This window comes from Pseudomonas sp. AC136 (assembly GCF_979258585.1).
The window spans coordinates 4,294,339-4,320,631 of sequence record NZ_OZ409865.1; the positions used below are offsets into that span (position 1 = coordinate 4,294,339).

Below are 26,293 nucleotides of genomic sequence, written 5' to 3' on the forward strand. Positions count from 1 at the left end.
CAGCCTCTTCTCTGCTGGTGCAATTCCCCCGCTGCGGCCAGGGAATGAAACGGCGGTCTGGTGCGGCGGAGCGCTGACCTGGCATTCCGTCGCTTGGCTCCTATAAGAAGGTGACCGAGTATGGATGACCACGGACGCTCCAGCCCTACTGCTCCAATCCTCTACGCCCTCGATACCAACGTTCTGATCCACGACCCCAACGCCCTCCTGAATTTCCAGGAACACCACGTCGCCATCCCCATGACCGTGCTCGAGGAGCTGGACAAACTCAAAACTGGCAAGCAAGGCGTCGCAGCAGAATGCAGGCAAGCCATCCGCCTGATCGACAAGATCCTCGGCGGTGCCTCTCCCGAAGAAGTCGAACACGGTGTACCGATTCAACGCGATAAAAGCGGTCCCTGCGGTTATCTCTCCATCCTCATGAGTCGTCGCGCCGAGCCCATCACCTGGCTGCCCGAAGACCTCAACGACAACAAAATCATCAACCAACTGGTCGACTTGCAAGCCCGCAAGCCGGGCCTCTCTGTGGTGCTGGTTACCAAAGACATCAACATGCGCCTCAAGGCGCGCGCCTGTGGCATTGAATCTGAGGACTACCACACCGACCAACTGGTCGACGACATCTCGCTGTTGCCGCGCGGGTATCACACCCTCAGCGGCTCGTTCTGGGATCGCGTCAACAAGGTCGACACCCGCCAGGACCATGGCCGTACCTGGCACCGCGTGCAGATGACCGACAACTTGCCGGCCGTGCACATCAACGAATTCATCATCGACGAGCAGGGTTTTGTCGGCTGGGTCAAAGGCATCAAAGCCGATGAGCTGCTGCTGCTCGACCTGCACCAGGAACCCTTGCTGCATCAAGAAGCGTGGGGCCTGCGCCCGCGCGACATCTACCAGAGCCTGGCGCTGTTCGCCTTGCTCGATCCGGATATTCACCTGGTCAACCTGTCCGGCGCGGCCGGCTCGGGCAAAACCATCCTGGCCTTGGCGGCCGCCATCGAACAGACCATGGTCACCAAGCGTTACCGGCGCATCATCGCTACCCGTAGCGTGCAGGGGCTGGACCAGGAAATCGGTTTCCTGCCCGGCACCGAAGCGGAAAAAATGGAGCCGTGGCTGGGCGCCATCACCGACAACCTCGAAGCCCTGCACATGGACGACGAGAACACCCACGGCAGCGTCGACTACATCCTTGGCAAAGTGCCGCTGCAATTCAAATCGCTGAACTACATTCGCGGTCGTAGCTTCCAGCAAAGCCTGATTTTGATCGACGAATGCCAGAACCTGACGCCGCACCAGATGAAAACCATCATCACGCGTGCCGGTACCGGTTCCAAAGTGGTGTGCCTGGGTAACCTGGCGCAGATCGATACGCCGTATCTGTCAGCACCCAGCTCGGGGCTGACCTACCTGACGGAGCGCTTTAAAGATTTTCCACATGGGGTGCATATCACCCTGCAAGGCGTGCCACGGTCGGTGCTGGCCGAGTATGCGGAAGCGAATATGTGAGGGTTGGATAGGAGGGAAAAAACCGGGCCTTGGGGTCCGGTTTTTTTTTGGCTTTTAAATCAACAGCCCCTCACCCCCGGCCCCTCTCCCGCGAGCGGGCGAGGGGTGACGTTCTGCGGGAGAACGGTGATCGGCTCCCTCTCCCGCCTGCGGGCGAGGGGTGACGTTTTGCGGGCGAGCGGTGATCGGCTCCCTCTCCCGCCGGCGGGAGAGGGCTGGGGTGAGGGGCCTTTGCTCTTCAAAAAACTACCGCACCACCGTCTTCACCTGCACCCCACTGCCCTCATCGCGCCCATAAATATCCTCATAGCGCTCAATGTCGTCCTCACCCAGATAACTGCCCGACTGCACCTCAATAATCTCCAGCGGAATTTTCCCCGGGTTGGCCAGCCGGTGAACCGAGGCAATCGGAATATAGGTCGACTGGTTCTCCGTCAGCAGGAACACGTTTTCATCGCACGTCACCTCGGCGGTGCCCGACACCACAATCCAGTGCTCGGCCCGGTGGTGGTGCATTTGCAGGGACAACTGCGCGCCTGGCTTCACGGTGATGTGCTTGACCTGAAAGCGCCCGCCCATGTCCACCGAGTCGTACGAGCCCCACGGCCGATACACCTCGCAGTGGTTTTCGGTTTCGCTGCGGCCGGCTTCTTTCAGCGTGTTGACCAGCTGCTTGACCTCCTGCACGCGGTCTTTGCTGGCGATCATCATGGCGTCCTTGGTTTCCACCACCACGATGTTTTCCAGGCCGATCACCGACACCAGCTTGCCGTTGCCGTGCACCAGGCAGTTGTGGCTGTCGCGCACGACCACGTCGCCTTTGGTGACGTTGCCGGCGTCGTCTTTTTCATGCACATCCCACAACGAACTCCAGCAACCCACGTCGCTCCAGCCTGCGGTCAGCGGCACCACGCAGGCGCGGTCGGTTTTTTCCATTACGGCGTAGTCGATGGAGTTGTCGGGGCAGCACTCGAAGGTGGCGGCGTCGATGTCGATGTTTTCGCCATCGAAGGTGCTGCGTTCCAGGGCCAGCAGGCAGGTGTCGTAGATGTCCGGGTCGTGGCGTTTCAGTTCGTCGAGGAAGCGGCTGGCGCGGAACAGAAACATGCCGCTGTTCCAGAAATAGCTGCCGGATTTAACAAACTCGGCAGCGCGCTGGGCATTGGGTTTCTCCACGAACTGCTCGACGCGGCTGACGCCTTCGGGCAGCGCGCCGTCCTGGCCGGCTTTGATATAGCCATAGCCAGTTTCCGGTTTGGTTGCCGGTACGCCGAACAGCACCAACTCGCCCGCCTCGGCGGCGATGGTGGCGATGGCCAGGGCACGCTGGAAGGCTTTCTGGTCATCGATGACGTGGTCCGCCGGCATTACCAGCAGCAACTCGTCGCGGCCTTCATTGAGCAGCTTCATGGCGGCAATCGCCACGGCCGGGGCGGTGTTGCGGCCGAAGGGTTCCATCAGCACCGCCTGGCTCGCCAGGTTCAGCGCTGACAGCTGCTCCTGCACGATAAAACGGTGGTCTTTGTTGCACACGATTACCGGCGGCTGCATGCCTTCGAACACCAGGCGTTCGAGGGTTTGCTGGAACATGGTGTGCTCGCCGGTGAGTGCGAGGAATTGCTTGGGAAACTGTTTGCGCGATAGCGGCCACAGCCGCGATCCGCTGCCGCCCGACAGGATGATTGGAATCATGGGAATCTCCTTTACATGTGAGTCCGTGCGATCTGCTGCGCGTCGGCCTGCCTGCGTTAAAACCAGCCCAGGACTGCTCATTGGCTACAGCCAACTGCGCTTCCTGGTCTGGTTTTGCCTTGGCACGCTCTAGCTCGCGCGATCGATATTCACGAAGCGAAAAGCCAAAAGCTGGTTTATTCAGTAGCAGTCGGGCGCTTGACCCACACTGGCGAAAGCTTGCTGCCGGAGCCGGTGACGTACAGCGCAACCGCTTCACCCCGGGCGAGCGAGACCGGCTTCAGGTCGCTGATCTTCTGCGAGCCGTTGAACAGCGCGAGCTTGACGTTCACCGGGTTGATTTCGCGGTCGCCTCGGGCGGCGGGGGCGACGTCTTCGACGACGGCGGTTTTACCGTCGGCGGTTTTCAGGGTGACTTTGGTGTCGCTGAGGTTTTGCACGCGCACCAGGGCTTTCTGTTTGTTCTTGAACGGCGGTTCTTCCACCAGTTTCGGTTGGCCGCCGGGCAGGGCGACGATGGTGTAGTACTTATCGGCGGCCAGCTTGACCGGCACGGTTTGCGAGCCGACCTGGGCGCTGTAGTCGCCGCCCGGCAGAAAGCCAAAGTCGCTGCTGCCCAGTGGGCCCACGTCGTCGAGCTTGGCGCTGCCGACCGTGGCGTTGATTTCCTGGCTGCCGGCGTTGTACACCCGCACGAATGCCGAACCCTTCGGCGCGGTGGGGCCGTAGAGCGCGGCTTCGTCGGCGTGTACCTGGGCGGCGAGCAGGCCAACTACCACGAACGCGCAGGCTTTACCGAGGCGGTTGTTAACGATTGCATGGGTGATGGATGGCTTCATTGTGTCGTTCTCCATGATGAGGTGATGCCCGCCCGGAAAGGCGCGAGCAGGGCACCGGTCTAGCGGTTTGCCTGGATTGGCAAGGAGGATTGGCGGCCGGATGCGGCCACGTCAGTAGCCGCACCGGCGGCCTTGAGTTGAGCGACCCACTTGGGATCGAAGTCGCTCAGGTTGGTTTTCATCGGCAAATAGCGCTCGGGGAATTCCCAGATCACCAGCTGGGGCGGCGCGTTTTTCAATTCATCGCTTTGCAAATACTTGAGCATCGGTTCGATCGGCCCGTGGCCCTGTTCGGCGTAGCTGACCACGTCGCTTTTCAGCGCTTGTTGCAGCGCGCCGACGAAATTCCAGTTCGGGTTGGCGCTGTAGCTGGTGCCCACCAGTGCCACGGGCACTTGCGCATCAGCGAACAGGGCGTCATCGCCTTCTGCGCCCGGCTCGTCAGCGGCGCGAGTGGTGCGCTGTTGCAACTGGTCCGGCTTGGGCAGCAGGTCGCTGAACAGCGGGTCCAGCGGCAGGAACGAGGTGAGGTCTCCCTTATACGGCTCGGGCTGTTTCGATTCGGTGATGAACTGCTGCGGCGCGGCATTGATCGGCGCCTGTTTCGCCACGGTGGCGCTGAGGTTCTGTGCGACCACGTCGGCGCCCATGGGCGTCCAGTGGGTGTCGGTACGCAGGAACACCTGGCCTTGTAGCTTGGCGTGTTGCAGCGGCATGAGCAGATCCGGGGCGAGAATGCCGGCCCGTTCGGCGCTGGCGTGGAAGCGTTGGTACAAGTCGCTGTGCAACGAGGCCGGGGTTTCATCGCCCAGGTGCTCGGGATACAGCCGCGCCTTGGCCGGCAGAATGGCCAGCACCACCTTCACGCCCCGTTTCTCCAACTGCTCCCGCGCGCCTTGAATCAGCGCCAGGTTTTCTTCCTGGTACTGCTCGCCCTTGGCGATGGGTTTGAATTCTTCATCGCTGAACAGCCATTGATCACGCCCCAGCACCACACCGGGACGGCCTTCGTTGAACAGCTTGTAGTCCAGTGCCGCCCACAGGTTGGTGCCCAGACGTTTTAGGGGAAATTGCTTGTCGTACTGGGTTTCGGTGGCCTTGGCCCATTTGCCGTTGAGCACGGTGTCGGCCGGCGTGGTGCTAAAGCCCATGAAGGCGCGCAGCGACCAGAGGCCCAGGCCCAGCAGCAGGCCGAGGAACACGGCGATATACAGAATGCGTAATGATCGGGTCATGGCTGGGCTCGCTCAGAACTGGAAGTAAAGGAAGGGCGAGTAGCTCTGCGCCGAGAGCTTGAGAATCGAGGCCACGAACAGCAGCAACACCAGCGCTCGCATGGCGTAGCGCGGCCAGTCGGCGGTCCAGTACGCGGCTTGCACCTGTGCATCGGTGCCCACGGTGAAGCCGGGCACATGAATGTTCGGCTGCTCGCCCGGCACTGCTTTAACGGTGCCTGGTTGCGCGGTGGCAGGGCCGTCGGCTTCGGTGGTTTTGCCTTTGTCGCTGGGCGGGTTGGCGTAGAAATCCCGCAGCCCGAAGAAGGCGAGGGTGGCGTAGGCCACTACCAGCGTCGCCACCTGCAAGCCGGTGAGGTTGGCGCGGTTGAGTTCCGACAGGTTCCAGTCGCCAAAGCCAAACATGGCGCCGTACATGCGGCCGGCCACGTGCAGGTTTTCCGCGCGGAAAATCACCCAGCCCATGATCACCAGCGAGAAGGTGAAGGCCCAGCGCAGCACGTTGAAACTGCGCGGTGCGGTGTTGATGCCGATGGCTTTTTCAATCGCCAGCCACACGCCATGCCAGGCGCCCCACACGATGTAGGTGATGTTGGCGCCGTGCCACAGCCCGCCCAGCAGCATGGTCAGGAACAGATTGCGGTACGTCGCCACCTTGCCGCCGCGATTGCCGCCCAGGGTGATGTACAGGTAATCGCGCAGCCAGGTGGACAGGCTGATATGCCAGCGCCGCCAGAACTCGGTGATCGACTGGCTGATGTACGGCTGCTTGAAGTTCTCCATAAAGCGAAAGCCCATCATCAAGCCCAGGCCGATGGCCATGTCGCTGTAGCCGGAGAAGTCGAAATACAGCTGCGCCGTGTAGGCCAGCGCACCGAGCCAGGCATCGCCAGTGGTGGGATTTTCCAGAGCGAAGCAGTGGTCCGCGACAATCGCCAGGGTGTCGGCGATAAACACCTTTTTGATGAAACCCTGCATAAAGCGCGTGGCGCCTTCGGAGAATTTATCCAGGGTGTGGGTGCGGTTGTTGAACTGGTCGGCCAAGTCGCGAAAGCGCAACACAGGGCCGGCAATCAGGTGCGGGAAGATCGCCACAAAGGCGGCGAAGTCGATGAGATTGCGCGTGGCCGGCGTGTCGCCCCGGTACACGTCGATGATGTAGCTGATCGACTCGAAGATGTAGAACGAGATGCCGATGGGCAGCAACACGTGGGTCAGAATGAACGGCTCCAGGCCGAACGAGCTGATGATGGCGTTAAGGCTGTCGACGCCGAAATTGGCGTATTTGAAATAGCCGAGAATGCACAGGTCTACACCCACGCCGAGCAGCAACCAGCGCTGCGCCGGCTTGGTCCGCACCCCGGCGGCGCCGACCTTGAGGCCGATCCAGTAATTCCACAGCGTAACGCCGGCAAACAGCGCCAGAAAATCCACCCGCCACCAGGCGTAGAACACGTAGCTGGCAATCAGCAGCAGCAGATTGCGATAGCGTTGCCCGCTCAAGTAATACAAGCCGAGGAAAATCGGCAGGAACAAGAACAGGAACACATTGGATGAAAAAACCATCCGACTCTCTCCATCTTCACCTTCGGTTCAGAGGACGTGGCTAGCGCCACATCCCCCCCAAACCCCCCCGGGATTTCCGGGTGGATTGTGTTATTTCGAGCTACTCGGTCAGTCCCCTCTCCCGCTTGCGGGAGAGGGGTAGGGTGAGGGCAAACTTGCTGCCCTTACTCAATTGTTGGGGCTGAAATCCAACCCCCTCTCCTAGCCGGCCGCCCCCAGCCCTCTCCCCGCTGGGGCGAGGGGGCCGAATCGCGATACTGCGTCTAGCTCGGTCAGTCCCCTCTCCCGCTTGCGGGAGAGGGTTAGGGTGAGGGCAAACTTGCCGCCTTTACTCAATTGCTCGGGCTGAAATCCAACCCCCCTCACCCCAGCCCTCTCCCCGCTGGGGCGAGGGGGCCGAATCGCGATACTGCGTCTAGCTCGGTCAGTCCCCTCTCCCGCTTGCGGGAGAGGGTTAGGGTGAGGGCAAACTTGCCGCCTTTACTCAATTGCTCGGGCTGAAATCCAACCCCCTCTCCTAGCCGGCCGCCCCCAGCCCTCTCCCCGCTGGGGCGAGGGGGCTGAATGGTGTTGCCTGGGCAAACACCATCCGCTTAAAACTCAGGAATCCTTCTTGCCCTTCTCCGCCTGCGGATCAAACACGCGGGTCAAATCGCCACCCAGGCGAAAGGTCTTGAACGGCTGCATCGACTGCTTCCACTTCAACGTATCGCCGGCGCATTGGTAGAGCTGGCAGTAAGGTTCCAGCCAGGCGAATTTGCTGTCGATTTTCAGGTCTTCCATGTCCTGTTTTTCGCCGGCTTTGCTGGCGAATTCGTCAGGGTTGTTCACGCCTTCCATCACGCGTTTGGCCAGGCGGCTGAGGGCGTCGCGGTTTTCCGTGCGCAGGTCAACGTTGTTGGCTTCGGCGAAGCTGGCGATCATGGCCAGCGGCGGCAGGGCGTAGTTGTGGTAGGCGAGGGCGCGCTGTTTACGTTTCAGTTCGTTGGGCAAAAAGCCTTCGTCGTCGACTTGATTGGCGCCGACGCGGTATTGCTCAATGGCCCAGTCGAACAAGTCTTGCCGGTCGGTCGCCACCGCCGTGGCCATCACCGACCACGCCGCCCAGTACGAGTGGTTATTCACTTTTTTCAGCGGCAGGTAGCTCCAGTCTTTCACCACCTGATCGCCCAACTTGCTAAACCAGCGCTCGATCAATTGCGCCTGTTGCGGGTAGGCCGCCAGCGGTTTCGATTCGGAAAACTTCAAGCGCAGATACGCCGACGCCACACTGCCCAGCGCCCATTTGCGCATCGACTTGCCGGTGTGGTTGAAGTCGGTGCTCAGCAACGCGTCGGCCTGTGCCCAGGTGGTCAGCCAGCTCAGGGTGCAGTCGAGCTGTTCCTGGCGACCGTCACGCATATAGCCCATCACCTGCTTGCTCACGCCGCGTTCCAGCGTGGTGATGCTGGCGGTGGAGTCGCGGAAGGCTTTTTCCGATTCCTTGTTCAGCGTGGCGCGGGCTTTATCCGAGCCTTCGTATTTGCTGCGAAACACCAGCTTGTCGGTGTAAGGCTTGGGCGGCGCGCCGCATTGTTCTTCCGGCGGTTTGGTTTTCTTGCTTTCAATCGGCGCGTAATAGCCCTGGGGCGGAACCAGGGCCGCACTGGCGCTGCCGGCCACCAACAAGGTGCTCAACGCTGCACTACGCAGCAAGGTGTGAGGGATGTTCATAGGTTCGTGCCTCCTGCGGCTTTTGCCGTTAGGGTGCCGGCCCCGCCTGCCGGACGTTTGCACAGCGTGGCTTTTACGCTGAGGCCGTCGGGCATTTGCTCGGGGCTGTGAATTTCCATGGCGAGCATGTTCAACTCTGCCCAGCCAGGGTCGTTACGCAGTTGGAACACATAACGGCCACCAGTATCGGCGGCGGCGCTTTGTTCCAGTTTGAGGTTTTCGCGGCGGCCGTTGAGGTACCAGATGGTCGCTTGCAGGGTTTTCACCGAAGGGTCGCTGAAGGTCAGGTCGATCTGGTGTTGCCCGCCTTGCAGGTCGAGCAATTGGTTCTTGCCGTTGACCAGAATCTCGGTGCTGCCGTTGCGCAGTTTCACGTCGTTCTTCAGCAGCGCTTTTTGACCGTCACAGCCGTTGTCCACCAGCGGCATGGCTTGGCGGTAGAAGCTTTTCTGCGCCATGTCGTAGTGCGTGGCGAATTCCCAGACGATGATTTTCGGCGGGTGTTCGTGGAACTCCTGGCTGCTCAGGTATTGCAGCAGCGAGCTGTCGAAGCCGCCGCCAGAGATGGCGTTGTTGAGGATTTCGGCACCGCTGTATTGCTCCAGAAAACCGGCGAAGTTGTACGCCGGCCCACTGTTACTGGTGCCCACCAGCGCCACTTGCGGCTGCGATTCATCGCCAAACAAGTCATCACCGCCGCCGCCTTCACCGCCGCCGCTGTCGGCCACGGCGGTTTCGAAACGGTCGACGTACTGAGTGGCGTAGCTGTTGCCGCACAACTGCGCGGCGGCTTTGTGAAAGGTGCCGAGTTTCGACAACAGGCCCACGCGCTTGCTTTCGTACTGCTGCTTGGGAATGTCGTCGAAGCCTGGGATTTCTTTCAGCGTGGCGGCGGTGATTTTCGCGGTGCGCTCGGCACCGTAAGGCGTCCAGTGGTGGTCGCCTTTGAAGTAGTAGGCGTGCTGCTCGTTTTCATCGAACAAGGGGCTGAAGTCCGGCACCCACATGCCGGTTTGGCGCAGCTTTTCCACGGTGGCGAGGTAGTTCTTTTTCGCCAGGTCGTAGTTGAACGCCTTGCGCTCGTCATCGGTGAGTTTTTCCCGGTTGATAAGGCCGCGTGTCGGTTGATACACCACCACCAATTCAATGCCTTTTTTCTTCAGGGCATCGCGCAACGCTTTGAGTTTGGCGTAGCCCTCTGGCGTGGTGCCGAAGTCGGTGCGCAGGTCGTAGGTGGTACGGAACAGCCAGTCGTCCTGGGCCTGCACCAAGTGGGTAAAGAAGCCAAGGTACTTGGTGTTGTACAAATTGTTGTTCGCTGCCGCCGGGCACAGCGGCGGATTACCGCGCACGCTGTATTGCGGTACGCCGGTTTCGGCGCCCTCGGCGCCCTCCGTCATAGGGGCGGCAGCGGCGGCGAGCAGGGCGAGCGCCAGTGCAGACGGGGCGAGCCTTTTGGCTGAGCGCTTGGCGGTGTGCAGGGGCTTGTCTACGTACATGAAATGCATGCTCCTCAGTCCTGAAGTTCGGCCTGGCTTTCAACGGGGTCGATCAGCACTGCCTTATCCTGGCGAACCATCAGGTCCAGAATTTCGTTTTGCTTGTCGCCGAGAATTCCGGAGAAGCTGATGCCCGACGATTTGGTCGGCGCCAGCATGGCCACTCGGTACAGCTCCACACTCAATGGCGAGTCGATGGACAGCGGCCCCGAGCCGTTGCTGATCAGCTCGCCGCCGACCACGATCATCGACACCTTGGTGTCGAACGGGTCCAGATCGATGTCGCGGTCGGTGTCGCTCAGGTCTTTGATGTGGCCGTACACGCCGACCAGGTGGTTGTCGGCCGCCAGGTTCTCGTACAGGCGAATGTTTACGCTGTTGCGCAGGCGAATGCCGTGGCGCGCATTGCTCATCACCTGGTTGCCCCAGATCAGATTGTTGGAGCTTTCGTACAGGGTGATGCCGTCGGATTTATTGCGGTAAACCTCGTTGTAGGCGACGAGGTTGTTCACGCTGTTACGGTCGATGACGATGCCGGACAAGGCGTTGTCGTACACCTTGTTATTGATGATCCAGCTGTCATCCACCTCGCGGGAAATGATGATGCCGTGCTTCTTGTGCGTGCCGTACACGGTGTTGCCGGAAATCACCAGGCGGCGCGAGCGGTCGTGGGGGTCGATGCCGTAGATGATGTTGTCGCGGTAGACGTTGTCTTTGATGACGAAGTCCTGGGTTTCGTAGCAATAGAAGCCGTACCACATGTCCGAGAACTCGGAACCGATGATCCAGCCGGTGGGCATTGGCCGGCCCATCTGCTTGCTCATGTTTGGCGTGTACTGGGAAATACTCACGCCGTACGACTTGCTGGTGCTGTACCCGAAACTGGCGATTTTGCTGTTGACGATGTACGTCTCGGTGCCACCCCAAGAGAGCAGGAACGGGCGAAATTCTTCGGGCTTCTTGAAGGTAGCCGGCGCCTTCTTCGCCTCGTTCCAGCCGGTGAGTTGGGTGTCGGTGATAAACAGCTTGCCGTCGTTGACGATAAACGCGCCGCGGTCTTGCGAAAGGCGCAGTTGCTTCACGTCTTTGTCGATCTGCAACGTCGCGTCTTTGGCCACCACCAGCGGCAAGCGCAGGGTGAACACGCCATTGGCATCGGCGGTGAAGTACTGCTTGGGCAGCTTTTTCACCACCTCGCCAAGGCTGACGTAACCGCCTTCGATAAAGATCGCCTGTGGCATGCCGCGTTGACGCGTCACCCATTCGGCCATGCGGTTGTTACCGCCGATAAATTCCTTCAGGGCATCTTGCTGCACCATGCGCCGCACGGTGACGCTGCCTTTTTTACGGCGGTCGATCTTGGCGTTTACCGCCTCGGCGGTGTAGCCGCTGAGGTCGGGCAATTTCGGTGCGGCCAATTCCAGCGCCTCGGTGGGCGCGGTGGTCACGGTGTAGCTTTTGGCCTGGCGCAATTCCTTGGTGGCCTGCGGCTTGCCGTCGGTGCCAGGCAGCGGCGCATCACTGGCGCGCGCCGCGTCTTGTTGGTTATCGGCGGCGGGCGGCGCCTCCACTGCCAGGGCCGAACCGCTAAGCGCACCCATCAGCAGCAGCGTGCCAGCCAGCAGCAGCGGGTTAAGCGGCAAGGTGTGTGCAGTCATCGCAAAGGTTCTCCTGGGCGCGGTCATCAGTAGCGCCAGATCACGTCGACGAACGCGCGGTGCATGTACGAGTCGGCGTCTGGGCCATAGGCGTCGCCGGGCTTGAACACGCCGCCGCGAAAGCGCACCAACGCCGATGGCTCGTCGATGCTTTCGCTGACGGCAGCGGGCAGCAGGCCCTGTTTGAAGTACTTGGTGAGCACCACATCCACTTCCTGGCCGATGTCTTTTTCACCGTCTTGCATGGCCGCGTTGATGCCGCTGGTGCCGATCGGTTGCTCGTCATCGACGCGCCAGAACTTGTGGTACACCAGGCTCGCGTCGTAGTCCTCGCGCAGTTGCCAGGAACCGAACAGGGTGGCCGCTTGCAGGTTACTCAACTCGCCACGAAACGCCTCGCCGAAGCGGTGCACCCGCGAGCGCGTGCCGGTGTAGGTGGAGCGGTTGCTTTGCAGGCCGGTCTGCTCGAAGTTGTCTTCACCGCTGTCGCCACCGCCGCCGCTGCCACGGGCATAGGCGGCGCCGACTTTCCAGTTTTCATCCAGATTAAAACGCAGGCCCAAGTCGGTGCCCCAGGCGTTGACGTCGCCGCTTTGTTTGCCGGTAGCGACTTGCTCGCCGCCCACCGTGGTGGTGTTCAAGCGGTCGCGGTCGCCGGTCAGCCAGGTGGCGCTGGCCCAGTAGTTGAGGCGGTTTTCGTTGCGATGGTTGTAGGCGTCGCTGTTGGCCTGGATGCCGAGCCAGGTGAGGTCGCCGGTGCTGGTTTTGTCCAGCTCATCGACGGTTTCGCCAGGGCGATTGAGGTCGCCGTCATCGCGGGCGTGTTGCACGTTGAGGCCGACCCACTGGCCGGGCGTCCACTGCGTTTCCACGTCGCCGTAAAGATGCAGCCGGTCTTTGTCTTTGGGCGCCAGTTCGTCGAGGTCGGTGCGGTATTCGCTGAAGCGTTCGGCGGCACCGAGGTGGGCGCGCAGCAAGGTGGTGTCGAAAGTCCAGTTCAGCGCTTCGATATTGGTGTCGCGCCACATGCCGTCGTCGTTGCGCAGGCGCTGGCGGCCCAGGCGCAGTTCTTCGCCGGGGTAGGGCGTGAGGCCGGAGTAGCCGACCCAGAACTCGCGTAGCGCCAGGTAACTTTTGTCGGGCTGGCGGCTGTCGTCGCTGCTGTTGCTGCTCTCGGCGTTTTCGCCGTCTTCAGGTTGCTGCAGGGTGTCGGTTTCGATGATGTCGGTGGCGCTCACCGCCTGGCCCATGGCGTAGCCGCTCCAGTTGCCGCGCTTGCCGTACACCCAAGGGCGCAGGTCGATACCCGCACCGCTGACGTCGCCGCCGCTGCGGGTGCCGAGGTCGCGGTCGTCTTCGGACTGGGCGGTAATCTTCACGTCCAGGCCCCAGCTGCTGCTGTCGGTCATTTGCACCGCCCAGGCGGAGTGGGCGGTGATCAACGTAGCGCTCAGGCCGAAACCGGCGCTCATCCATGCCTTGGTGGTTTTGCGTTTTGCGTGGCTCATAGCGGCTCCTGCCCGTCCTGAGGTTGCATGGCTTGCATCTGTGTCGTCTGTTGTAGAACGGCGCCGCGCAAGGCTTGTTCCTGTTGCAGCAGGCGCTCGGCTTGCGCACGGGAACCGGAGGGCAGTTGCTGTTCGATTTGCGCGGCGAGTTCGGGCGCTTGCGGGGTGCCTTTCTGCACGGCGATCTGGCTGAACACGAAGGCGTTCACCGGGTCGGGCTGAATGCCACGGCCCTGGGAAAACATTTGCGCCAGGGCGAAGTCGGCGCTGTTCTGCCCGGCGCGGGCGGCGGCCAGCAGGTGGTCCAGCGCCTGTTGCGGCTGCACCTTGCCCAGATAGCCACGGCGGTACATCTGGCCCAGGTAGTAATTGGCGCTGGTTTCGGTCGGCGCCGCTTTGAGCAGGTGCTGCTCAGCTTTTTGCGGGTCGGCCGGCAGCAGCTTGCCTTCGTAATAGAGTTTGCCGAGCAGCAGTTCGGCGCGCGGTTGTGCGGCGTCGCGGCCGTTTTTCAGATAGCCGAGCATCTTGTCGATGTCGCCTTGTTCCGGGTAGTCGTACAGCAGTTGCGCGAGGCTGACCCACGCGGCGGGGTAGGTGGGGGCAATCTGCTCGAGCAATTCCTGCGCCGTGGCCGGGTCGGTTTTGCCGCCGTTTTCGCTGTCGGCCGAGGCGGCGACCAGCTCCTGATCGGCCAACACCAAGGCCACACCTTCCATACGCGCGGCCGGCACCACGCCACGGCCATAGGCACTGCGCAGTTGCTCGACCAAGGCTTTTTGCTTCTCTGCTTCGCCGCGCTTTTGGTACACGGTGGCGAGTTCGACGTAGCAGACGTCGGCAGTGGCCAGGGCCTGTTGGCAGATTTTTTCCACGTCGGCCAGATGCGCGTCATACGTGCCTTGCGTGCGGTACAGCAGCACCTGCGCGAGTTCCGCTTGCGGGTGGCCCTGCTCACGCCACTGGCTGATTTTTTCCTGGGCATTCACGTCGGGAAAAGTCTGCGGATATTGCAGATACAGCATCGCCAGTGGCAGCACAGCGCCTTCTTCGCCGTTGGCAAACGCCTGCTTGAGGCGCTGCTCGGCTTCTTTGTGCTCGGCCTCGGTGGCGTTGGGTTTGGTTGCCAGCAGCCGGCCCAGGCGCGACGCCGCACGCGGCGAGTTGTCCGCCGCTTGCCGGAACGTGTCCTCGGCGGCAGCCAGTTGCGCCGGGTCGCCGCTTTGCAGCTGGATATCGGCGAGCCCCACCGAGGCGTCGGCGTAGCCCATGTCGGCCAAGGCTTTGTAGTTCGCCTGAGCGGTGGCGGTGTCGCCGTTTTTCAGCGCCTCGTTGGCCAGGCGTTGATCGGGCAAGCCCGCGCAGCCGGCCATGGCCAGGGCGAGCAGCCATGGCGTGACGGCCAGCCACGGCGTGCGTGCAAACGAGTGGAGAGTAGGAGCGGCCATGGGTTAAAGCCCTGCCGCCAGCGCCTTGTCGGCGAACCAGCCGAAGGACGGACCGTTGTCGCTGCTCACTTCCACCGGGCGACCGGCCAGGGCGTTGTCCAGCGGCTCGTCGGGCTGGATCACCACGCGAATGTCCGACGACAAATTACCGGTGTCATTCAGGCTGCTGCTGAGCACCTTGCCGCTGCGCACGTCGTCCACGCCCGCGACTTGGAAATTCACCCGAGCGCCGGGTTTGATTTCGTTGAATTTGCTGTAGGGAAAACGCGCTTCGATTTGCGCTTTGGCCTCACGAGAAACCAAGTCGAAAATCACATCGCCCTTGCTCGCGTATTGGCCGTCGGCCACGTATTGCTTGGCCAGCACGCAGTCGCATGGGCTGGTCAGGGTGCCTTTCATTTGCTTGCTGAACAGCGTGGCGACGTTGGACGGGCTCAGTTGTTTGTCGTCCAGATGGCCCTTGAGCATTTCCAGCATCGAGGCGCTGAAGGTCGCAATAGGCGCGCCTTTCTTCACCAGGCCATCGGCGCCGATCAGGCTTTGCACCGTGCCTTCGCGCGGCATCGTCACCTGCATACCCGGCACGTTGACCAGCGCCGATTGCGCGTGGGTGACGAAGTACAGGCTGTAGATGGATTTGAACAGAAAACCGAACGCCAGCAGGCCGACCAGGAACACGCCAACACTAAAGGTGACCGCGCGCATGCGGGCAAACGCGCTCATGTCGGCGCCGGTTTTTTGCTTACGCGCTTTGGTGAAGTTTTCGCGCTGCAAGGTGGTGAGTAATTCACCGACGCTGACCAATTCGCCGCTCAAGTGGGCGGTAATCAAATGGCGCAGCGTGGCGATTTCCCGGGGGCGCATGTTGCTGAATTGGCAACCGACGCGCTGGGTGTCGGCGTCTACCGAGCGCACCTGAAATTCGGTGTCGATGGCCAGGGTGATGTTGTCGATCACGAAGAGCATTTTGCCTTTGTGAAAGTCGCCCACCTGCACGTTGCTAGTGGCCGCCGCGTAGCTGAAGCCGCCGGCGGACATGTCGGTAACGGTCTGTTCGACCACCTCGCGGTTCTTGCCGCTGAAGCGGATTTTAGCCGGCAGGCGCACCCGGGCGAACTGACGCTGGGCTTCGGATTCGTGCACCACATTGACGTTGACGGCTGTATTCATGGGCTTGTTCCTACTCGAGAGTCGTTGATCCATTGGAGTCGCGCTCACACCACCAGCAGCAGCGTGGCGACAAACACACTGGTGGCAGAGAAGGTCATGGTTCGCGACGACCAGGTGTTGAACCATTGCTGAAAGCTGGCGAGGTCGCGGTTGAGCTTGGTCGGCTGGCGGGTCCAGGATTGCTGGTCAAGGCGGAAGAACACGTAGATCTTCACCATCGCGCCGACGATCTGGTTGTAATAAAGAATCACCGGGTAAGCGGGGCCGATGTGGTGGCCGCTGACTGCGAGCAGCAGGGTCAGCACCAGGCGGGTAAAGCCGATCCACAGCAGGTACACGAGAAAGAACGCGATGCTGTATTTGAGGCTGGCGATGATCGCCACGGTGAGGCCCAGCAGGCAGGTCCACATCGACACGCGCTGGTCGAACAGCACCACGCTGGTGAACAAGCCAAGGCGCTTGACGCCCAATTTCATGGCCCGCGAGTTCTGCCGCAGGTTGTTGCCGTACCAGCGAAACATCAGCTTGCGGCTGGCCTTGATAAAACTCTTTTCCGGCGGGTGCTCGACGGTGTTGATCGCAGCGTCGGGCACATAGAACGTGTCGTAGCCCAGGCGCATCAGGCTGTACCAGCTGGACTTGTCGTCGCCGGTCAGAAACCTGAAGCGGCCCAGGCGCCAGTGGTCGAGCGAGTCGCTTTCCACGTCGGCGATAAATTCAGGATTGCTGATCACCGGGGCGCGGAACATCGACATCCGCCCGGTTAGCGTTAGCACGCGTTTGGACAGGCCCATCGAGCACATGTTGATGTGCCGCTGAGCGAAGCGCAGCTTGTGCCACTCGCTCATGATGTAGCTGCCGCGTACCTCGCAGAATTCGTTGGTGGTGAGGCCGCCGACATTGGGGAACAGCTTGAAATACGGCACGGTGCGGCGCACCACGCCAGGCTCGAGCACGCTGTCGCCATCGATCACCGCCACCACGGCATCGCGGTCGGGCAGGTGCCGGGAAATGGCGCGGAAGCCGTGGGCCAAGCCATCGCGTTTGCCGGTGCCGGCGATACGCACGAAGTCGAGGGTGACGCGCTCCGGCGGGTTGTATTTTTCCCACAGGCTTTTCACCAGGAATTCGTCGGAGAGTTCGACGATGGAGCACACCACGGTGGTGGGGTAGCCGCATTCAATCGCCTCGCGAATTACCGACTGGTACACCTGCGCCGTGGTCAGTGCATCGATACGAAAACTGGTGACCATCAGAAACACGTGGGACGGGTCTGCCGCCTCGCCAAGCTTCTGCGCCTTGCGCCGGTAATGGGGAAACACCACGTACAAAAACAGCACGCCGCGTAAAAAATGCAGAGCGCCCATGGAGTAGCGCCAGATGCCCACCACACCGATGAGCAGAATGAAGTGTTTGGACTCGGGGTCGAACACTGATCGGGGTAGCGCGAGGGCGAGTGCGCACAAAAGGCTGAGGTAGAGCAGCCACCCCGCGCCTTCTGTTAAACCCTGCTTGAGCCTATCCATTTGTGTGTCCTGTCCGTTTATAAACTAGCCGTCACCCCCGCGAAGGCGGGGGCCCAGGGACAAATGCAATTGCATCAGGAGAACTGGAGTCCGAATCGTCGAACCGCCGCTTGCGTGGGGCCGACAGTAATTTCGGACTTACGGCTACCAGCAGATGCCTTCGGTAGTGCCGTTGCTGGTGTGCTTCATAAAGCCCACCAGGTCGACCACTTGCTTGCCCTCGGGGGCATGCTGCGCCAGTGGCCGGAAACGCTCGTCGCGGTTGCCCAGAACGATGATGTCGGAGTTATCCACCACCTCGTTGAAGTCGCTGTTGAGCAAGGATGAAACGTGGGGAATCTTCGACTCGATGTAGTCCTTGTTCGCCCCGTGCACCCGCGCATATTCGACGTTGCTGTCGTAGATGCTCAGGTCGAAGCCTTTACCGATCAGCATCTCGGCGAGCTCCACCAGCGGGCTTTCGCGCAGGTCATCGGTGCCGGCTTTAAAGCTCAGGCCAAGCAGGGCGACTTTGCGTTTGTCGTGGCTGGCAATGATGTCGAAGGCGTTCTGCACCTGGGCCACGTTGCTGCGCATGATGGCGCCCAGCATCGGGTGTTCGACGTCCAGCTGGCTGGCGCGGTAGGTGAGGGCGCGTACGTCTTTGGGCAGGCACGAACCGCCAAAGGCAAAGCCGGGGCGCATGTAGTACTGCGACAGGTTGAGGGTTTTGTCCTGGCAGACCACGTCCATCACCTCGCGGCCATCGACGCCCACGGCTTTGGCGATGTTGCCGATTTCGTTGGCGAAGGTGACCTTGGCGGCGTGCCAGACATTGCAGGTGTACTTGATCATCTCGGCGACTTCGATGTCTTTGCGGATGATCGGCGCGTCCAGCTCGCTGTACAGCGATTCCAGGGCGTCGCCCGATTGTTTGTCTAACTCGCCGATGACGGTCATCGGCGGCTGGTCGTAGTCTTTGATCGCCGTGCTTTCACGCAGGAATTCCGGGTTCACCGCTACGCCAAAATCCACACCGGCCTTTTTGCCCGAGCAATCTTCGAGCAGGGGAATCACCACATTTTTCACCGTGCCGGGCAGCACGGTACTGCGCACTACCACGGTGTGGCGGGTGGTTTTATCACGCAGTACAAAACCGATTTCGCGGCACACCGACTCGATGTAATCGAGTTCCAGGTCGCCGTTTTTCTTGCTTGGGGTGCCGACGCACAGCATCGAAAGTTCGGTGTCGCGTATTGCAGCGGCAACATCGGTGGTGCCTCGCAGGCGCCCGGTCTCAATACCCTGCTGTAACAAGGCTTCGAGGCCGGGTTCGACAATTGGCGATTTACCGCTGTTGATCAAGTTGATCTTGTCTTCGGATATATCCACACCTACAACTTCGTGACCACGTGCAGACAGGCAGCCGGCACATACTGCGCCGACATAACCTAAACCAAAAATGCTAATACGCATTGTATTCACCTTATTACCTTGAGTTACGCCGTTAAACCGTGGGTGATTAACTAACCACCGCCCATGTAAAGCGCTTCGCTTATATAAGTCGCAAAAGCGCAGGCATAAAAAGTTCGTCACATCCAACTGCGTGAATGCGTGTTTGGGTATGTTGTAAGAGGGATGCGCCCGGCTAGCAGGCCTACGCGCCAACACTGGTCGTAGAGCCTTTGGTGAGGCTGTGCAGTAGGTCTTTTAGGTACTGCTTCTCCATCGTTTGCTGCTTCGTTTACATCGGATCTGTAGCGCTTTGCTTGTAGCGACTTATAGCGAATAAACAACCACGGCTTATTGCGCAAGTTGGGTCGGCTAGTGCGGGCAGCACTAAGAAAGTCGACCTGTAAAGTCGTTACGGGGTTTATGAGCCCGCTGGGGAAATGATAGTTCCTACCGTTCGTCAGGGTTTCGCAATACTTTGCAATAAGCCGTCTGTTTAAGGTGATTTCAATATAGTGGCAGTGGCGCTGTATGCCTCCGGATATAGGGCGCGGCGCGGTTCAATAACTTTTGGCCACTACTTTAGGATAGTTAAAGTGCCACCAGTTAGAGTTAGGACGATAGTGTTGTAAATGCCCGCTTAAAGTTGGGGTAAAGGTGGGGAACTTTGAATGGCAGCAGCTGTTTGCGGCGCCGTTGCGCAGATATAAGCATCGCGGCTAAAGCCGCCCCCACAGGGATCGCATCAATCTGTGGGAGCGGCTTCAGCCGCGATTGGGTTTGGCAGGATGACGAAGTTCGTTTGGCCCAAAGGCATCGCGGCTAAAGCCGCTCCCACAGGGGCGCGAAGTTCTGTGGCAACGGCTGAACAGTTCTGTAGGAGCGGCCGGGCGGCGATCCGCTTTAGCCGCGATGCCGTTATTCCTCTGCAGCGTCGCGCAGAAAAACCAGGTGGTCCGGCTTGGACTGCGCCGCGTCGAACCGGTAACCCTGGTAGTTGAAGTCCTTCAAGCCGGCGGGGTCGGTGAGGCGTTCTTTGATGACGTACCGCGCCATCATTCCCCGCGCTTTTTTGGCGTAGAAGCTGATGATTTTGTACTGGCCGTTTTTCAGGTCTTTGAAGTCGGTGTTGATGATTCGCGCTTTCAAGGCCTGACGTTTTACCGCGCCAAAGTATTCGTTGGAGGCCAGGTTCAGCAGCACGTCATCGCCTTGCGCTTTGAGCGCCTGGTTCAGCCAGCCGCTGATGCTGTCGCCCCAGAATGCGTACAAATCCTTGCCGCGCGCGTTGGCGAGTTTGGTGCCCATCTCCAGGCGGTACGGCTGCATCAAGTCCAGCGGGCGCAGCACGCCGTATAGGCCGGAAAGCATGCGCAAATGCTTTTGCGCGAAGTCGAAATCGTCTTCGCTGAAGTCGTCGGCATGCATGCCGGTGTACACGTCACCTTTAAACGCCAGCAGTGCTTGCTTGGCGTTCTTTTTGGTGAATTTTGGCGACCAGCTACCGAAGCGCGCCACGTTCAGGGCAGCGAGCTTGTCCGACAAATGCATCAGCTCCGCCACTTGCGCCGGGGTGAAGTCGCGCAGTTGGGCGATCAGTTCCTGGGCGTGGTCGATGTGTTGCGGTTGGGTATGGCGGCTGGTAACAGGCGGGGTGTCGTAATCGAGGGTCTTGGCGGGTGAAATCACCATCAGCATGGCAGGCGTCTCCTAAAGGCTGCGGCGATTCTATGCGGTGACGGCCGTTTTGTCTGGCGGCTGTTAACCGCGCAAGCGTTGGCGAAAGGCACCCGGCGTTTCGCCGGATAAATGCTTGAACAGTTTGGCAAAAGCCGCACGGTCACCGAAGCCGACGTCGGCGGCCACCTGTTCCAACGAGCGCGCCGGCTGACGCAGCGCCGCCTGGGCCGCGCTAATGCGTAGCCGCTGCAAATACTCGTTGGGCGTGATGCCGGTGCTGGCGCGAAAACGCCGAAGCAAGGTGCGCGGTGAGCAATTGGCCTGCTGGGCCAGGCGCGGTAAGTCCAGCGGCTCGGCGTGGTGTTTGCGCATCCAGGCCAGCAGCGGATGCAGCGGGTCAGTGCGCGGGGTGTCTGGCACCAGTGGTGCAAAGCGGGTTTGCTCGCCACGGCCCTGGTCGAATACCAGCGCGGCGGCCACTTTTTGCGCGAGGTCGGCACCGGCATGCCAGCCGATCAGGTACAGGCATAGGTCGAGCCCGGCATGAGCGCCGCCCGAGCAAAACAAGCGGTCATCGTGGGTGAGCAGGTGTTCGGCTTGCAGGTTCACGAGCGGAAAACGCTGACGAAACTGCGGTGCGAGGCTCCAGTGCGTTGTGGCAGTTCGGCCATCAAGAACCCCGGCGGCGCCCAGCAGAAAGGCGCTGCTGCACAAACTGGCGAGCAAACGGTGCGGCGCCTGTTTCGCGAGCCAGGGCAACAAGGCTGCGTTCACGCTCAAGGTGGTATCGATGGCACTGCCGGTCGCTGGCAGCAGGATCAAGTCGGCGTTCTCGGCGAGGCTCATGTCTGCGTCTACGCTGATGCTCGCGAACTGCAATTGCACGGCGCGGCCGTCCAGGCTGAAGCGCTGCAAGTTGAACACGCGCTCCCCGGCCAGTTGGTTGGCCAACTGAAATGCGTCCATCGCCATGCTTAGGCTCGAGCACACCGTTTGCGGGCAAATATAAAGGGCGATGCGCAGCATGAAGCGCCAACCAAAAAACGAGAGGGTGGCTATTTTGAACACAGATTTGTCTATTTAGCCAATCGTGGATTTTTGTCAGTGGCTCGATAATGCCGCCACTTCCACCGCCAGCCGGAGCCGCCATGAGCCACCCCAACGCCGAACTGATCACTCGTTTCTACCAAGCCTTCCAGCGCAAAGACGCTGAAGCCATGGCCGCGTGCTATGCCGATGACGTGGCCTTCAGTGATCCGGTGTTTCCCGCGCTCAAGGGCAGCGAAGCCGCTGATATGTGGCGCATGCTCACCAGCCGTGCGCAGAACTTTTCCCTCGATTATTCAAACGTGCAAGCCGATGAGCAAAGTGGCAGTGCGCACTGGGTCGCTACTTATTTATTCAGCGGCACCGGGCGCACGGTGGTTAATCGCATTCAGGCAAGCTTCGTTTTTCGCGACGGCAAGATCGTTGAGCACCACGATCGTTTTGACTTGTGGAAATGGTCCGCACAGGCACTCGGAACCAAAGGCACGTTGCTGGGCTGGACGCCGTTGGTGCAGGGCGCAATTCGTAAACAAGCGAGCAAGGGCTTGGCGGCGTTTCGTGCTGGGCGGTGAGACGGCCCGTTACCCGCTTTCCGGCCGCTCGGCGCGCTGGTGCAACAGCCGCAGCACCTGAATCTCGTTTTTGACAAATCGATAGGGCGCGATAAAGGGCAACTCGTTTAACACCAGCTCCCGGATGCCGGGAGCCTGTGAGGGCCGGCCCAGCCCGTTGAACCGCTGCAAACAATGCAGCGAATCAAGCAGGCGTACCACGAGGGCGTCCGCATGGGCCGCCCCCACTAAGGCTTCATAGTGGTCGTGGATCGCCTCCAGATCGCTTTCGGCTTTATTGGTCAGTACGAGTTTTCGCACGGTTCACCCACTTCGCTTTCACTGCGTCGATATCCGTGAGGTTGCCGGCGTCGGCATCCTCAATTCCTTGGATGGTGGCTTGAAGCTGCCAAGACTCGGCTTCCACATAGCGCGCCAGTGCGCGCTTGAGGTGGTATTGGCGATCACGATCTGTCGCTTGGGCGAGCTCGTCCAAGCGTTCAACCAGATCGTCTTCAACGCGAAATGACAAGACAGGCGATGCCATCACAGGGACCTCATTTGTATACAGCCTTAACATAGTGTCGCTCCAGTATACGGGAGGTCCTACTGTATTCAACTTGCCCAGTGGCGACAGCTCGAAAGATCCTTGAGCGAGGCCTGGGGCGTCTGGCGATGCGCTAGGAAAAATGCTGTGAATAGCCCATCTGTGTGCAGCCGTGCCTCGGTTACCATGCCCAACCCCGCGCCGCCCGGCGCAGCGGTGATTTCTACAAGGTACTCAGGTTGCAGTTGTCCGCTTCCCCCAGTGATGGCGAATCCCCATCCGTTTGCGAGCCGCCCCCCGTGTGCAAGCCAAGCGGCAAGCCCTGGTTCGTCTACTTGGTCCGCGCGGCCAATGGCGCCTTGTACTGCGGCATCAGCGATGACGCGCATCGACGCTTCGCGGTGCATCAGAGCGGAAAAGGCGCGCGTTTCTTTTATTCCAGTCCGGCGGTGGCGCTGGTGTATGTGGAGCAGTGCGAAAACAAGGGCGATGCGCTGCGACGTGAACGCGCGATCAAACGGCTGAGCAAGAAAGCCAAAGAAGTGCTTGCGGCAAGCGGCACGGTGATTCAATCGGGTGATAACGCGCCATCAGCTTGATTGGGTGGGCCGGGGCCACTTTGCCGCGTAAGCTTCAGCGTTCATCTAGCGCCCCGGAGCCGTTATGTCTGAGTTGATTCTGCACCATTACCCCACATCGCCCTTTGCTGAAAAAACGCGGTTGATGCTGGGATTCAAGCAGTTGTCTTGGCGCTCGGTCATGATCTCGCCGGTAATGCCCAAACCCGATCTGGTCGCCTTGACCGGCGGCTACCGTAAGACCCCGGTGCTGCAAGTAGGCGCCGATATTTACTGCGATACCGCCTTGATTGCCCGCCGCCTGGAAGCAGAAAAAGCCACGCCCGCGCTGTTCCCGGCTGAGCAACTGTTCGCCATCACCGGCTTTACCAACTGGATCGATTCCGTACTGTTCCAACACGCGGTGGCTCTGGTGTTTCAACCGGATTCGGTTGCCGTGCGTTTTGGCAAATTGCCGCCTGAGGCGGTGAAAGCGTTTATCGCTGACCGCGCCGGCCTGTTCAGCGGCGGCAGCGCCAGTCGTGTGCCGTTGGCGCAAGCGCAACACCATTGGCCGCAATTCATGGCCCGTCTAGAGCAACAGCTCGCGGCCAGCAGCAGCGACTTCCTGTTCGGCGATGCCAGCCATGCCGACTTCGCCCTGGCTCACCAGTTGTGGTTCCTCAAGGCCACGCCGGTAACCGCGCCGTTGGTGGATGACTATCCGTTGGTGTCTGCCTGGCTTGGGCGCGTGCTGGGTTTTGGCCACGGCTCCTCCACGCCGATGACGGCAGAAGAGGCGCTGGAAGTCGCTCGTTCCGCCACGCCTGCGCCGTTGCCCGAAGAGGCATTGGAAGACCCGAACGGTTTCAAGGCGGGACAACAGGTGACCATCGCCGCGACGGACTACGGCGTCGATCCGGTGGCGGGTGAGCTGCTGTTCGCTGGGCGCGAAGAGTTGATTCTGCGTCGCGAAGACCCACGCGGCGGGGTGGTGCATGTGCACTTCCCGCGGTTTGGTTTCAAGATTGAAGCGCAGTGATTACTGCCGAATCGCCTGTTGCAACAATCGAGGCTGAAGCCTCTCCTACATCAGAAATGCGATCCCTGTGGGAGAGGCTTTAGCCTCGAAGCTCTGCAAGATTAAAGAAAAACGCCCGGCAGACACCGGGCGCTTTTTTTGACGCGCTCCGGGTCAAATACCCGACTTGATCGTGCTCCAACTCCGCGTAATCACCCGCAGTGCAGCTTGCGACGGTGGCAGGCTGACAAACATTTTCGCGATCAGTTTTTCGTCTGGGTAAATGGCCGTGTTCTCACGCACCGCTTGGTCCTGCAGCGGCTGCGAGGCGGTGTTGGGGTTGGCGTAACGCAGGTAGTTGCTGATGCCGGCGATAACCTCCGGGCGCATCAGGTAGTTGATAAACGCGTGGGCGCCGGCAGCGTTCTTGGCTGTTTTGGGAATCGCCAGGTTGTCGAACCAGATGTTGCTTCCCTGATCCGGCACGCTATAGGCCACGTCATTTTTCTTGCCCGCGTCGATGGCGCTTTGCCGCGCTTGCAGCACGTCGCCGGAAAAGCCCACGGCCACGCAAATGTCGCCGTTGGCGAGGTCGGCGATGTATTTGGTGGAGCTGAAATAGGTGATGGATGGCTTGAGCGTTTGCAGCAATTTGGTGGCGGCGGCGATCTCCTCGGGTTTCTCGCTGTTCGGGTCTTTGCCCAGGTAGAACAGCGCCAGCGGAATAATCTTGGTCGGCGCATCGAGCATGGCCACGCCGCAGCCTTTCAATTTGGCCAGATTCTCGGGCTTGAACACCAAATCCCAGCTGTTCACTGGCGCGTTATCGCCCAGGGCGGCTTTTATTTTGGCGGTGTTGTAACCAATGCCGATGGTGCCCCACAGGTACGGCACGGAGAAGGTATTGCCGGGATCCGACACCTCGAGGCTTTTCATCAGCTCGGGGTTAAGGTTTTTGGCGTTGGGCAACTGGGTGCGGTCGAGCGGGCTGTAAATGCCTGCCTTGATCTGGCGGGCGAGAAACTCAGCGGAGGTCACGACCACGTCGTAGCCGGAGTTACCGGTGAGCAGTTTGGTCTCGAGAATTTCGTTGGAGTCGTAAGGCTCCAGCACCACCTTGATGCCCGTTTCCTTTTCAAAATCGGCGAAGGTGGTGGGGCCGACATAATCGCCCCAGTTGGCGAAGTGAATTTCCTGCTGGGCGGCACTGGCGTGCAGTGAGAATCCCATGACCAACCCCATGGCGCAGCCCAGGGTGGTTTTGCCGAACGAGCCTTTCATCATGCTTACTCCGAAGAACCGAGCAGGTAATTAGAGTTATGCCTTGCATCGATTCGTTGTGGGTTTGCCGAACCACGGCGTGGCCGGGGCGCAATTACGTAAAGCGGGCAGGGGCTCGAATCTAGGGGCTGGTGCGGCGGGAAGTCTTTCTCGCGTGCACGCGCGGAAAAGTGCGGGAGTCAGGCGGGGAGAACGGGGCGGCTGCCCCGTCCGGTAGTGCGCGGGTTGACGAGGGTTTACTCGCCGATGTCTTCATTCCACAGCTGCGGCTGCTCGGCAATGAACTGTTCCATCAGCGACACGCAGGTGTGGTTGTTCAGCACATCGACTTGCACGCCACGGCTTCGCAGCAACGCCTCGTCGCCCATAAATGTCTGGTTTTCACCGACGATTACCCGGCGAATGCCGTAGAGCAAAATTGCGCCACTGCACATGGGGCAGGGCGACAACGTGGTGTAGAGCACCGCGTCGCGGTACAGGCTGGCGGGTTGGCGACCGGCGTTTTCCAGCGCATCCATTTCGCCATGTTTGATCACGCTGCCCTCTTGCACGCGACGGTTGTGGCCGCGCCCGATGATGCGACCGTCATGCACTAACACCGAGCCAATCGGAATGCCGCCTTCGGCCAGTCCCAACTGTGCTTCTTCGATTGCCGCTTGCATAAAGGCGTCCATGGTTTCTCCTGACATGGGATAGCGATAACCACACCCTAGGCGATTGGGCGCGTGGTGGCGATGGCTTTGTCGCTGCCAATTCACGCTTGCAGGAATGTGCAAACACGCCGCAGTAATCGAATAACCCTCACTTGCCCGGCG

Annotated in this window: 22 protein-coding genes; 4 read left to right on the plus strand and 18 right to left on the minus strand. The window is 60.5% G+C overall.

The window, feature by feature from the left end; genetic code table 11:
• The first annotated feature begins 120 nt into the window (after positions 1-120).
• Positions 121-1,512 carry a PhoH family protein gene (locus ACZZZU_RS19240; protein WP_122452130.1) on the plus strand — a complete coding sequence of 464 codons (1,392 nt, stop codon included), beginning with the start codon at positions 121-123 and terminating at the stop codon, positions 1,510-1,512.
• 246 nt (positions 1,513-1,758) lie between these two features.
• Here ACZZZU_RS19240 and ACZZZU_RS19245 read toward each other — a convergent pair whose 3' ends face one another.
• The 14 genes from ACZZZU_RS19245 to ACZZZU_RS19310 form a co-directional block, all read right to left on the minus strand.
• Positions 1,759-3,204 carry a mannose-1-phosphate guanylyltransferase/mannose-6-phosphate isomerase gene (locus ACZZZU_RS19245; RefSeq protein WP_463551523.1) on the minus strand — a complete coding sequence of 482 codons (1,446 nt, stop codon included), beginning with the start codon at positions 3,202-3,204 and terminating at the stop codon, positions 1,759-1,761.
• Positions 3,205-3,380: 176 nt separating this feature from the next.
• Positions 3,381-4,031 (minus strand): alginate O-acetyltransferase AlgF, encoded by a 651-nt coding sequence (locus tag ACZZZU_RS19250; protein ID WP_463552159.1) that lies wholly within the window; start codon positions 4,029-4,031, stop codon positions 3,381-3,383.
• Positions 4,032-4,102: 71 nt separating this feature from the next.
• Positions 4,103-5,278 carry an alginate O-acetyltransferase gene (locus tag ACZZZU_RS19255; RefSeq protein WP_463551524.1) on the minus strand — a complete coding sequence of 392 codons (1,176 nt, stop codon included), beginning with the start codon at positions 5,276-5,278 and terminating at the stop codon, positions 4,103-4,105.
• Between the two features lie 12 nt (positions 5,279-5,290).
• The gene (locus ACZZZU_RS19260; RefSeq protein WP_463551525.1) at positions 5,291-6,844 is read right to left on the minus strand and encodes an MBOAT family O-acyltransferase; all 1,554 of its coding nucleotides are present in this window, start codon (positions 6,842-6,844) and stop codon (positions 5,291-5,293) included.
• 600 nt (positions 6,845-7,444) lie between these two features.
• Positions 7,445-8,557 carry a mannuronate-specific alginate lyase gene (locus ACZZZU_RS19265; RefSeq protein ID WP_463551526.1) on the minus strand — a complete coding sequence of 371 codons (1,113 nt, stop codon included), beginning with the start codon at positions 8,555-8,557 and terminating at the stop codon, positions 7,445-7,447.
• Positions 8,554-10,056: an alginate O-acetyltransferase gene (locus tag ACZZZU_RS19270; protein ID WP_463552160.1), complete on the minus strand. Its 1,503-nt coding sequence runs from the start codon at positions 10,054-10,056 to the stop codon at positions 8,554-8,556. Before ACZZZU_RS19270 ends, ACZZZU_RS19265 begins: the two co-directional genes overlap by 4 nt.
• 14 nt (positions 10,057-10,070) lie before the next feature.
• Positions 10,071-11,714: a mannuronan 5-epimerase AlgG gene (gene algG, locus ACZZZU_RS19275; protein WP_463551527.1), complete on the minus strand. Its 1,644-nt coding sequence runs from the start codon at positions 11,712-11,714 to the stop codon at positions 10,071-10,073.
• Between the two features lie 26 nt (positions 11,715-11,740).
• Positions 11,741-13,222 (minus strand): alginate export family protein, encoded by a 1,482-nt coding sequence (locus ACZZZU_RS19280; protein ID WP_463551528.1) that lies wholly within the window; start codon positions 13,220-13,222, stop codon positions 11,741-11,743.
• The gene (gene algK / locus ACZZZU_RS19285) at positions 13,219-14,667 is read right to left on the minus strand and encodes an alginate biosynthesis TPR repeat lipoprotein AlgK (protein WP_463551529.1); all 1,449 of its coding nucleotides are present in this window, start codon (positions 14,665-14,667) and stop codon (positions 13,219-13,221) included. The genes ACZZZU_RS19280 and algK overlap by 4 nt, the downstream gene beginning before the upstream one ends.
• 3 nt (positions 14,668-14,670) lie before the next feature.
• Complete coding sequence (locus tag ACZZZU_RS19290) at positions 14,671-15,837, minus strand: PilZ domain-containing protein (protein ID WP_463551530.1); 1,167 nt, start codon at positions 15,835-15,837, stop codon at positions 14,671-14,673.
• A gap of 44 nt (positions 15,838-15,881) precedes the next feature.
• Positions 15,882-17,363: a mannuronan synthase gene (gene alg8, locus ACZZZU_RS19295; RefSeq protein WP_463381810.1), complete on the minus strand. Its 1,482-nt coding sequence runs from the start codon at positions 17,361-17,363 to the stop codon at positions 15,882-15,884.
• Positions 17,364-17,507: 144 nt separating this feature from the next.
• Entirely contained in the window at positions 17,508-18,818 is a 1,311-nt protein-coding gene (algD, locus tag ACZZZU_RS19300) for a GDP-mannose 6-dehydrogenase (protein ID WP_122492868.1), read from the minus strand.
• Positions 18,819-19,712: 894 nt separating this feature from the next.
• Positions 19,713-20,492, minus strand: a complete 780-nt coding sequence (gene yaaA / locus ACZZZU_RS19305) for a peroxide stress protein YaaA (protein ID WP_463551531.1) — start codon at positions 20,490-20,492, stop codon at positions 19,713-19,715.
• Positions 20,493-20,555: 63 nt separating this feature from the next.
• Positions 20,556-21,500 carry a GlxA family transcriptional regulator gene (locus ACZZZU_RS19310; protein WP_463381812.1) on the minus strand — a complete coding sequence of 315 codons (945 nt, stop codon included), beginning with the start codon at positions 21,498-21,500 and terminating at the stop codon, positions 20,556-20,558.
• A gap of 122 nt (positions 21,501-21,622) precedes the next feature.
• Between ACZZZU_RS19310 and ACZZZU_RS19315 the strand changes: the two genes are divergently transcribed.
• Positions 21,623-22,093 carry a nuclear transport factor 2 family protein gene (locus ACZZZU_RS19315; protein WP_463551532.1) on the plus strand — a complete coding sequence of 157 codons (471 nt, stop codon included), beginning with the start codon at positions 21,623-21,625 and terminating at the stop codon, positions 22,091-22,093.
• A 9-nt stretch (positions 22,094-22,102) separates the two neighbouring features.
• On the opposite strand, the gene ACZZZU_RS19320 is transcribed toward ACZZZU_RS19315, so the two are convergent.
• Entirely contained in the window at positions 22,103-22,393 is a 291-nt protein-coding gene (locus ACZZZU_RS19320; RefSeq protein ID WP_463551533.1) for a type II toxin-antitoxin system RelE/ParE family toxin, read from the minus strand.
• Complete coding sequence (locus tag ACZZZU_RS19325; protein WP_122492864.1) at positions 22,368-22,619, minus strand: ribbon-helix-helix protein, CopG family; 252 nt, start codon at positions 22,617-22,619, stop codon at positions 22,368-22,370. Before ACZZZU_RS19325 ends, ACZZZU_RS19320 begins: the two co-directional genes overlap by 26 nt.
• Before the next feature lie 299 nt (positions 22,620-22,918).
• On the opposite strand from ACZZZU_RS19325, the gene ACZZZU_RS19330 reads away from it, so the two are divergent.
• Positions 22,919-23,218, plus strand: coding sequence for a GIY-YIG nuclease family protein (locus tag ACZZZU_RS19330; protein ID WP_463552161.1), 300 nt, complete (start codon positions 22,919-22,921; stop codon positions 23,216-23,218).
• Between the two features lie 64 nt (positions 23,219-23,282).
• A complete protein-coding gene (locus ACZZZU_RS19335; protein ID WP_463551534.1) occupies positions 23,283-24,218 on the plus strand; it encodes a glutathione S-transferase family protein in 936 nt (311 codons plus the stop codon).
• Between the two features lie 153 nt (positions 24,219-24,371).
• On the opposite strand, the gene ACZZZU_RS19340 is transcribed toward ACZZZU_RS19335, so the two are convergent.
• On the minus strand, positions 24,372-25,481 hold the full coding sequence (locus tag ACZZZU_RS19340) for a polyamine ABC transporter substrate-binding protein (RefSeq protein WP_463551535.1): 1,110 nt from the start codon (positions 25,479-25,481) through the stop codon (positions 24,372-24,374).
• Between the two features lie 233 nt (positions 25,482-25,714).
• Positions 25,715-26,152 (minus strand): nucleoside deaminase, encoded by a 438-nt coding sequence (locus tag ACZZZU_RS19345; RefSeq protein ID WP_463551536.1) that lies wholly within the window; start codon positions 26,150-26,152, stop codon positions 25,715-25,717.
• Positions 26,153-26,293: the final 141 nt, after the last annotated feature.